8 protein-coding genes, 1 tRNA gene and 1 pseudogene are annotated in these 9644 nt (G+C 46.9%); 7 read left to right on the top strand and 3 right to left on the bottom strand.

Going from position 1 to position 9644, the window contains the following annotated elements:
- The 5 genes from BG74_RS18505 to BG74_RS14510 form a co-directional block, all read left to right on the top strand.
- On the top strand, window positions 1-470 hold a 470-nt coding region (locus tag BG74_RS18505; protein WP_244267499.1), incomplete at its 5' end, for a porin.
- A gap of 1107 nt (window positions 471-1577) precedes the next feature.
- Complete coding sequence (locus BG74_RS09330) at window positions 1578-2573, top strand: ABC transporter substrate-binding protein (protein WP_066598046.1); 996 nt, start codon at window positions 1578-1580, stop codon at window positions 2571-2573.
- A 253-nt stretch (window positions 2574-2826) separates the two neighbouring features.
- Window positions 2827-3006, top strand: a complete 180-nt coding sequence (locus BG74_RS21050) for a hypothetical protein (RefSeq protein ID WP_244267498.1) — start codon at window positions 2827-2829, stop codon at window positions 3004-3006.
- A gap of 111 nt (window positions 3007-3117) precedes the next feature.
- Entirely contained in the window at window positions 3118-3258 is a 141-nt protein-coding gene (locus BG74_RS21045) for a hypothetical protein (RefSeq protein ID WP_244267497.1), read from the top strand.
- Window positions 3259-3581: 323 nt separating this feature from the next.
- Entirely contained in the window at window positions 3582-3758 is a 177-nt protein-coding gene (locus BG74_RS14510; protein ID WP_187202866.1) for a hypothetical protein, read from the top strand.
- A 759-nt stretch (window positions 3759-4517) separates the two neighbouring features.
- Here the strand turns inward: BG74_RS14510 and BG74_RS09320 are convergent.
- The 3 genes from BG74_RS09320 to BG74_RS09310 form a co-directional block, all read right to left on the bottom strand.
- Window positions 4518-4591, bottom strand: a tRNA-Pro gene (locus tag BG74_RS09320).
- 78 nt (window positions 4592-4669) lie between these two features.
- Window positions 4670-6442: an LPS biosynthesis-modulating metalloenzyme YejM gene (yejM, locus tag BG74_RS09315; protein ID WP_066598043.1), complete on the bottom strand. Its 1773-nt coding sequence runs from the start codon at window positions 6440-6442 to the stop codon at window positions 4670-4672.
- 20 nt (window positions 6443-6462) lie between these two features.
- Window positions 6463-6690 carry a DUF1414 domain-containing protein gene (locus BG74_RS09310; RefSeq protein ID WP_066598042.1) on the bottom strand — a complete coding sequence of 76 codons (228 nt, stop codon included), beginning with the start codon at window positions 6688-6690 and terminating at the stop codon, window positions 6463-6465.
- A gap of 241 nt (window positions 6691-6931) precedes the next feature.
- Between BG74_RS09310 and BG74_RS11845 the strand changes: the two are divergent.
- Together BG74_RS11845 and BG74_RS09300 are read left to right on the top strand one after the other, a co-directional pair.
- A pseudogene (locus BG74_RS11845) lies at window positions 6932-7823 on the top strand (nucleoid-associated protein).
- A gap of 1291 nt (window positions 7824-9114) precedes the next feature.
- Window positions 9115-9321 carry a hypothetical protein gene (locus tag BG74_RS09300; RefSeq protein ID WP_187202865.1) on the top strand — a complete coding sequence of 69 codons (207 nt, stop codon included), beginning with the start codon at window positions 9115-9117 and terminating at the stop codon, window positions 9319-9321.
- The last annotated feature ends 323 nt before the right edge of the window (window positions 9322-9644 follow it).

Here is a 9644-nt window from a genome sequence, read left to right as displayed (position 1 = left end):
CCGTTAGCAGCAGCAACCGCACCCTGTCTCAGCGATCGCCGGATGTTGGGCGTAGTCAGGGCAAAAAGGCTGAAGCCTACGCTTTCGGCCTGAAATATGATGCCTATAACCTTTATCTGGCGGCGCTGTATAGCGAAACCCGTAATATGACGCCCTACGGAGACTTCTCCGAGGGATTACACGGCTTTGCTGAAAAAGCGCACAATCTTGAGTTAGTCGCGCAATATCAGTTTGATTTTGGCCTACGTCCCTCTATTGGCTATCTACGGTCGCGCATTGACGGTGACCAAACCGGCGGGAGCCACGATATCAAAAAATATTTTGAGTTGGGTGCCAGCTACAACTTCAGTAAGAACATACTGACCTTCATCGATTACCGCATCAATCTTCTGTCCAAGGACGACTTTACCCGTGTCGCACGGATCTCCACCGACAATATCGTCGCATTGGGTATGACCTATATGTTCTAACATATCTGTCGCGACAAAGGGTGTAGTTCATAAACAGAGGGGGTGTGCAATGTGACCGCACACCCCCTCTGTTTGAGGAAAACCCGACGTCGTCGCCTCTGCCGCCTGGTGCGAGCAGGGGGGTCTGAGACTAAGGAATGATAGCTACGGGATTGCCTCGCGGGAATTACGTGATGCGGCGGCAGGCAGGGGTAACTAGCAGCGGCACTTATCTATCAGTGCGTTTTTGTAAATCTTTCAAATTGCTTTGATCAGCGAAAATACGGCAAAGCTGAGCAGGATGGCTATGAGAATCAGATTTATCATCTCATTTCTCCTTATATCCTGGAAGGAGTCTGTTATCGGCCCAGAGTGTGCTAATAGGGTGTTTTCTGCTTTCGGCATTGCCAATCGATATAGCGCTTCGATGTTAGCGTTCGGCACGGCGTTTCGTGCTTTCGTCGCGCCGATGGGCAGGGCGTATCATGTCCCAGTCGTATTCCGTCTACGAGGCGCTATAGTGTTTTCTATCGCCTCAGAGTTGTAATTTTCTTTTGTATAAACAGAATGTTATTCTGATTGCATCCCTCGCTTTTCCTACAGGATGCCTCTAAATATTTATTTAAGAACGCTTCCGGCTTCGCTATTTAGTCGCAAAGTCGCTTTGCCGTCGGCGATCAAAGGGACAGACGCTGTTTGACTCTCGGGTCATCATCGAATTCCTTGACGATAATGCCGGTGGCGTGGTAATCCTGCGATGCAATTCTCGCTGGGCTGTTTTATGCCAGCAGGAGAGGGTAGTTCGTGCGTTCGACTACGCCGAATTACATTATACTCTGCACTTTGCTACTAAAATTCTGCACGTAGGAGAAATTTCCCTTGCTGCCGCGGTGTGGTGGTGCCCTACCTGGATTTGCGCTTTGACCGCGCTTTGGCGCCAGCGCTATTCCAAACTGGTCTCCTGGCTCAATCTGTTTCGTCAGGCACTGCCGGCCTTTGATACCACCGGTAGAAAAAGGAGGAGTGAGTATCAGTGCCTGTCATCGGGTACTACCCGACTAAAGGCGCAGTGGCTTGCCCGGTTTGCTGGGCGTGTCATGTTTCCGTTACAAACAAAGGATATAGGTTATGCCGAACCGTTGGCTGTCGAAAGTCACAGCTCTTGCCGTCGCCGCAGCAATGTGGATGGGGTGGCTTTTCGTGCCGGCTTTTGCCGCTCCGGCGCCTGTAAAAGTCATTTTTGTACAGGAATGGCCAGTGGCGGATAGTTTTTGGATCCCCTGGATATTGGGGATCAGCAAAGGGTTCTACCGCGACGAGGGTATCGATCTGAACGTGGTGGCGCCGCCTACCGTAGCCGACACCATGAAATTCCTTGGTACCGGCCGGGCAGATGTAGCGTTTACCACCGTTATGGACATTATCTTCGCGAAAGAGCAGGGAGCGCCTGTCATTTCCATCGGTCGCTATGGCACCGGCAATAATTGGGGCATTTTTACGCCTGGGGGGCAACCGGTCACGCTTGCGCGGTTAAAAGGCAAGCGCATCGGCATTTATAACGACGCCTGGACTAAAGCGCAGCTCTCGTTAATGTTGAAAAGCGCTGGCATGACGCTGGATGATATCCAGATAGTTGCCGCTGCTGCTGATACCGTGCCGCTGCTATTGCAAAAACGAGTAGACGCAGCGACCGGGATTACCAACGCCGAAGGGACGGAAATTGTGATGGCTGGCAAGCAGACACCGGAATTTATACCCGCGATATGCCATGGCGTACCGGATACGCCGATATTCATGTTCGCCGGTAATCAACGCTGGCTAGAAAAGAATCCTCAGTTGGCTAAGGCGTTCATGCGTGCAACCGCGCGCAGTTTGCGCTATGCCATTGAGCATCCCGATGAAGCCACCGCTGCCTTCGCCGCCAAGTACAGTAAGTCTTATGACGAGAATTTCGTCAAACGCCAATGGCATGACACGATGCAGGTACTGGGCACGCCCGGCGACGATCAACTGAAGCAAAATGATAAAGCCTGGCGTGATGTGCTGGATGCAACGACCTCTCTCGGTATTGTGAAAATCGTCCTGCCGGTGTATGAGTACTATACCAACGCCTATTTACCATAGTGGTAATGAGAGTAATTCCCCGCGCCTGAATCCTCTCGGTAGTGCGCTCCTCGTCGCGGCTGTCGTTATCCTTTACGCTGACTAAGTGTTACGTAAGCGCTTTATACAGTCAGTACATAGACAAAGCCAAATTTTTAGTATTAAAAGGAGTGTGAATAGGTATGAATTTTCAGTAACTGTGTTTCATCCTCGAGAGTCAGCTCGCTGTAACTATAATCTGACCGATTTTGCGAGCGCGCTTTTCACTTCGCAATTGGGCACTAGCTATTGTATCTGTGAACTTGAAGATGAGCTTGGGGTAGTAATTTTTACCTGCCGCGGCAAGCGTCTGATCGGCATGATGGAGAAGTGTAAGACGCTGCTGTCGGCAACTGCTCGCATTCTCAATGAGGAGAATAATATTCGCCCGATTGCAGGATGTGTGTGCCAATAAAGATTCCGGCGAATTTTCCATCGTCACCGCCACCCACTCATACCCAAGCACGATACAATCTACTGGGCACCATTAAGCAATTTCTCGAACTTTGTATTCCCGGGTGTAGTTGTGCTTAATAAGATCATCCCCGAGGAAATGATTGCTATGCTGAAATCCGGCGATACCGATGTCGGTATCGCTAGCGAGAAATTGATGACCGAAGAGCAATTGATGTGGCTTTTCAGGAGACAGGGCTGCATCCGTAAGTAGTGATAAGCGTTCAAGATTCTTACATTGTAAGACCTATGTCGAATTTTGACTAAGGTGAGCCTACTAGCAGATATGTCTTAAAACCGTGAAAGAGATACGGGCCTCGGCTAGATTCAAGCGCGAAGCATCTGTTAGAGGCTAATACCGTCTGGCTGGGGGTGAAACGGGGTGAGTTACAGTTGTAAATATGCCTAGTACTTCATTCAATTATGCAACCCGTAACTGTCGTTGACCGAAATAGAAGAGGTGGTATTTGCCAATGCTGCGTTGGATTATCAGATTTAGCACGTGTCTAACGAAAACGGGGTTGGGACTGGCTGCAAATGATGTTAACGGATGAAGCCAAGGAGGACCGGACCGGTATTATGACAATTATCATTGTAAATAAACTCGGACTATCTATCAATGTCGATATTTTGACAATGGTGGTAGAGAATCAACTGCAGCGTGGTATGGAAGATTTTTATTGTTGCAACTCTTCTGGCAAAAACCCCTTCTGAATCTCGAGAAGAGACAACACATCTTATGTACTCTGGTGGGGTATGTTTTAATAGTAAAGGTGCCCGTAATTTCTTATGTGGGCACTGTCAGGACCGCCGATACAGTTTATTTAGTGCAGCATGTGGAACTGGATAGAGCGGATATCGCGTCACTCTGATACTGGCGAAAAAAAGCGCTGAATGTGCGCTCGATGACACCATTATGGAGAATATTATAGCCAATGGTAAAGGACAGAGATGATTTTAGCGCGCTATACTCTTAATAATAAATCGGTGCTCCAGGACCTTTGTTACCGATTCTCATTGAGTCGATATTGTCAGATCCTGACACGATCGGGATGGCGGTGGTGATTGTGAGAGTTTACGGCGAGCTGGTAGCTTTCGCCGCACATCATTCCTGCCCGCAGTTGCCGCTGGCCTATCTATCGCAAAGCCTATACGGCGCTAAACGGCGCTAATGCTGCGGCGTAACACTCCTGGTGTCAGAATAGGTCTAGCAAGGCTCCCTGCCTCTAGGTGTATTAAATGAACGCCCTGCTATTATCGATGCCAGGTGATATGCCTATTCGCATGTGGGGAAGGTCCTGGGCGCTACTGGCATCAGTGGGCTATTCGTTGAATAGAATATCGCGCTGGCGGAGTACTGGGTAGAACGGTTTACCTGATAGCAGCGAATGGCTATCACCTCACTATGAAATGCCGATCAAGCCATTCCAAAAAACCCAATCACTAGTGATTGGGTTTTTTGGAATGGCTTGATCGGCATGAGAGGATTCGAACCTCCGACCCCCGACACCCCATGACGGTGCGCTACCAGACTGCGCTACATGCCGAACTCGTGGGCGCTTATACTACCCGTTCCCTCTATGAATGCAATACCCAACTCTAACGACTGCTTTAGTTTTAAGCGGTTAGTTGGCAATAAAGCGTTTTTCATTAGTTAACACCTGCAATAGCAGCGTCAGCTGCGGTTTTTTCTGGGGTAGCTCCTTGCCGTTAACGTCAAAGATGAGACAACTACCGTTATTATCCAGCAATAGGGTTTCGTTTAAGGTAGTGATAGCCAACTGATGTCTATTTGCACTCAGAACCCAATCATTACGGCGGCGCGATGCGAAAAGATCCTCGCCCTGTGCATAGTCGTTGGCGTGATTGCTGATATGCAGCAGATGTTGCATAAGCGTTACGGTCACATCGTTGTGATTCGTGAGTTTCGTTACCACCTGAGCCGCCGCGCCAGGCCAATGGACCACCAGCGGCACTTGCAACTGCGCGCGGTTGAAACGAGTGCTGCTCTCGCTCCGCACGTGTCCGTCGTCGTCCAGTTCCAGCCCAGTGGCAGCGGTGATAATGACCACGGTGTTGTCCAAATCGCCGTGCTCGCGCAATGTGTTCAGCATTTGCGCCAGACTATTATCCAAACGCTGCGCCCCTTGCTGATAGTGGCGTGTGATATCTGGCGTGTTCTCTAAACTGATGCTGACTCTGGTGCCGTTGAACGAAACATAAGAAAACCATGGCGAAGTGCCGCTGTAGCTATTTCGCCATTGCTGCCATTGTCTGGCGGTTTGCGCGTCACTCTGATTGACAGGTTCAGGGAGCGTAAAGTCGGCTAACAACGCCTGGCGGTAGAGCGGATCATGAAAGCCATCGGAAGGGAACAGGCTGAGCTGATAGCCCTGTTTATTGAGAGCGTCCAACAGCACCGACGATTTTCGCGTCGCTAGAATACCGTCCAAATAAGAAGCCGAAATGCCGTAGAACAGCCCGAATAACCCAGTGTCCACCTGATTTCCGGTGCTGAAGTGTTGTGTAAAGCAGATGTTTTTTTGGGCGAAGCGCTTAAGGACTGGCATTTGCTGGTCTATAGTGTCATTACTCAGCATACTGGTAGTAATAATGAGCAAATTGAGGCCGCTGCCCTTATCGTTAAAGCTTATCGGATTCAAGGGATATTCTACCGCTGCTTCCTGGTTGCCCTGCTGAACCAACCGCTGATCGAAGTCCTGGGTGTTAATTAGGCCATGGTGTTTCAGAAAACGGCGCGCGGTCATTGGATAGGACAGCGGCAAATTGGCGCGCTGCATCGTGATAGGGCGGTAAAAATTCGCGTCGGCCCAAATATAAGCTATATGAGAGGCACAAAAGGCGACGATAAAGAGGGTACTGATAGGTTTACCGATGCGATAGCGATTAAGGCTGCGCAGTTTTTGCCAGCTCCAGGTGACAAACAGCACCTCTACCAGGAAGATTAATGGAATACCGATAAACATCAATTGCCAGTCGCGAACCAACTCTGTCTGATCCGGGTTTATAAGTAAATCCCAGACCATGGAGTTCAAATGCTGATGAAAACGGGTAAAAACTTCGGTATCCACCAGCAGCAGCGTTAACGCCGCGGTGGTGATGATGGCGGACAGAAAGCGCAACAGCCGCTGAGACATCACAACGAAGGTGAGGGGAAACATAACCAGCAGGTATAGCGTGAAGCCAAGAAAGCTGAAATGGCCAAGCCAGCTAGCAAACGCATATAGCCGTCCCGCCAGCGAGCTGGGCCAGTCTGCAATAAAAAAATAGCGACTGCCAAGCCCCAAACTGAGCAGGATATTGAAAAGGGCGAACCAGTGACCCCAACTAATCATTTGGGATACTTTGTCACGGTAGCGCTGACTAGTTGTTACCATAGCTCTGTTTTGGCTTATGCTTAATATATATCGGGAAACGGCACCGAGGCATACATGGCATCGGTGAACGATTTTACCAGGGTGCTGCGCATATCCAGCACGACGCGGATTCTAATCACATAGGTAACCATATTCCCTAGGACAATCAGCGCGAAATCGGTCAGCGTACAATGTTTTTCCAGTACTGCTGACAGCTCGACAAGCAGGATCTCTATCTTTTCGTCATTGTAAAGGGATACTTGTGGCATAATACCATATACATGGCCTGTTAACGTCCGATATCTTACCGTATCAACTCCCCTTTTTCCGCACTTTTATCGTTTCTAGCCCTTATAGCGTTTCAGGTTCAGTTTGCGGCGGCAACAGAAGTTGTAGCGGAGAGCTATTCGGTGTTTGAATACGCACTTGACCAGAATTGGAGAATAGATCATGAGTCTGGATATTGGCCAGATTGCCCTTCATCAAATGATTAAGTGTGATGAATAGACGCTGGAACTGGTGCTGTGCGAATCACCGCTTGAGGTTTCGCAGTCGGTGCAAGAAGTGATGCCCGAACTGCACCGCGTCTACAGCGCCAAAAGTAGGGCTTATGGCGTTTTACGCCGCAGAGCGAACTATAGGGAATTACGGTACGCAGCTACCACCGGGAAATAAAGGTTTTCTCAACTTCAACTGCGTCGCGGCGAAGTGACTGCGCGTTGAGTTAACGAAATACCCTTTTGCCGAAGGTGGGATCGTACTGTTTTGTCAATATCGTTGTCTGGCGACAGAGTATCGCATTATTGCGGTACTCAGCACCTGCCAGAGTATGCGAATGCATGAACATCTGGATATTAGAAGTACCCACTATCTGGATATCTCTACGCGCCGATATTGTGGCGCGCATTGATTTGACCAAATGGGAAATCTAGTCGAACTCGACACGCTACAGGCTATTTAACGTTTTTGAAGGGGCACGTTGGACGTAAGGTCTCGGATTTCTATAATGGACTTCTTCCAATTAGTCAATGGTTTGGACACCAAGGCGTAAAATCTCAGTCCGCTGCAGGCAGTGGATAATTTATTGTACTTAGGTGCATCTCGATAACTACCAACAGCAAGGTTCGCCAGCAGACACTACTGTAAAGTGCAGTTGTAGGCTGGCGAAGAGATCGCGCTTGCGGAGCTTTCCGCGGCCCTTACGCCAGGGGTAAAAAGATTTTTCAGGTTTTCTCAAGCGAACATAGTTATGCGCTAGAGGATACGTTCCCGTCCTCGTGGCATACTGCACCAGCTAACAAAATATGCCGGCGGCGTCGGGATTACTCTGAATTTCGATGCATAATTGCTCGGCGAGCATATATTCTGGGATGCCATGATAGACACCTTGACCATAAAATAAACACCGACGAATTTACGCGATCAATTGATCAGTCGGCGTAAAGGAAACTAACGTATATAGACCTTAAATTATCGTTATATATTTCGTAGTAGTTAAGGTAGGTATTTTCATACGTCTTGTCTTTATGGATGATGTCAATCATTGACGTGAAATTTCCCTTTTAAATAAAAGTCTATCTTTACCGACTTTTTGGCTGGTGGTTTTTTGTTTTACTGCTGATTGATACTATGCTATCTTTCTGGAAAAATAACATTAACGTAGCCATTTCTACTATAATAATGAATTTCGAGAAATACCTGGGAATGTCATAATATTTAATATTATTTTTTATGAATGTTTTTCTGAATTTATTATCTCAATTTGAGAGAGACATCATCTGCCAGGTGTTTCACTCGATATCTTAATCGAATTCAGGATGCAATTTGAATATAAAAGTAGGTTTATGATACCCATATCATCTGTTGCGTTGCACAACAACGTAGTTGGTAAATATTATAACTAGCGTCATTATAAAAATAAAAAGCATTTATCGAAAAACGAGGAGACTGTATTATACTTCCGAGCCAGACAGGGGACAATAACGCCGCTGGCGAAAGAATTTTCAGCTTAATCAATGCTAGAAATGATATGGATGCAGGCACTCCTAGGTTAGTAAAATAGCAAACCTGATAACATTCCTATCTCTTTTGCACTCAGCTAGAATCATAAAGCTGTCCATGTTGGCATAGGGAAACAATGCTGACCTATAATGGATCACAGGTGGAAACAGTTGCCCATTCGCCCGGACTTTATCTTCCATAGCAAGGACGAAACGATCGTCGGATACGGGTTTACATAAACGTATTGTATGAAACATTAATCTTTAAAATGGAGGAAAAATAATATTTTAAAGCCGTCAACGCTATAAATACCTTGTACTATTTAATAACGGATATTAAAAATGAAAAGATAGCTAATATATCTTATGAGCTGTTGATTTTCGCAAAATGGACCTGTAAACAGGTCGAAGATTTTCTTGAGTCCGCCAGGTCGGAAAATTACTATTTCAATAAGCACGAAATTCAATTTAAAATTGACAATTTATCATCTTGATATGCACAGAGATTGAAAAATTTCTCTGAGGAGTTACGCAATGATGCAATCAATGAGACGTCGAATGCCTACCAGTCTTTTCGGATTTGCTATACGATTACCCATTCTGAAAATAACTTCCAAAATTATTGAGAAAAATCAGTAAAACCTATAATTCACAGCATAAAGAAGAGGTGGTATTTCTATAGTGGAAGAGGATTTGAGTAAAAATAGTCATATTCTTAGGTTGAATGAAAATAAGTTAAATCTCATGTTCGACGAGATTAAAGATGCCATCAAATCGTATGTTAATATGGATAAAGCAGCTCATTACAAGACATTAGTGAATTATGGTTATCCTGGCATTGTAGTGCTGTCGATTGCGAATAAACACCATACGCTCACTTCCTCTCCGGCGGGGATGTAGAGCAAAATAGTATTCTATCCTTGCTAACTATATTACACTCTGTGAGAAAAAGGTTAAAACATAGGCTGAAAAATCAAAACTTTCCTTCCACCATTAAGGTAGCTTGGTGGCAGCGCTGCTGGTACGGTGGGTAGTAGGAGGAGGAGGCGACCACTACTTGCTTATCGTACAGAAAAAAGCACACTGACCTGCAACAGGTTAATAGTGGAAACTATATTTCCCCGGAAGAAGATCTTGACGCAGAAATAGGCGAAGGGGCCATGGAAACACCAGAGGAAACAGTTGTACACGCCGGTGCCGATGAGATCATGGCATCGGCGGGG

Origin of the sequence: Sodalis-like endosymbiont of Proechinophthirus fluctus, from assembly GCF_001602625.1 — a bacterium.
GTDB lineage: Bacteria > Pseudomonadota > Gammaproteobacteria > Enterobacterales > Enterobacteriaceae.
Note: the sequence above shows the minus strand (reverse complement) of the source record. Positions and strands in the feature narration are given on the sequence as shown.

Bases quoted from the DNA above. Each gene is read 5' to 3' on its own strand.
- BG74_RS09310 (WP_066598042.1), bottom strand. From the start codon at position 6,690: ATGCCACAAGTATCCCTTTACAATGACGAAAAGATAGAGATCCTGCTT.
- BG74_RS14510 (WP_187202866.1), top strand. From the start codon at position 3,582: ATGATGTTAACGGATGAAGCCAAGGAGGACCGGACCGGTATTATGACA.
- BG74_RS09330 (WP_066598046.1), top strand. From the start codon at position 1,578: ATGCCGAACCGTTGGCTGTCGAAAGTCACAGCTCTTGCCGTCGCCGCA.
- yejM (WP_066598043.1), bottom strand. From the start codon at position 6,442: ATGGTAACAACTAGTCAGCGCTACCGTGACAAAGTATCCCAAATGATT.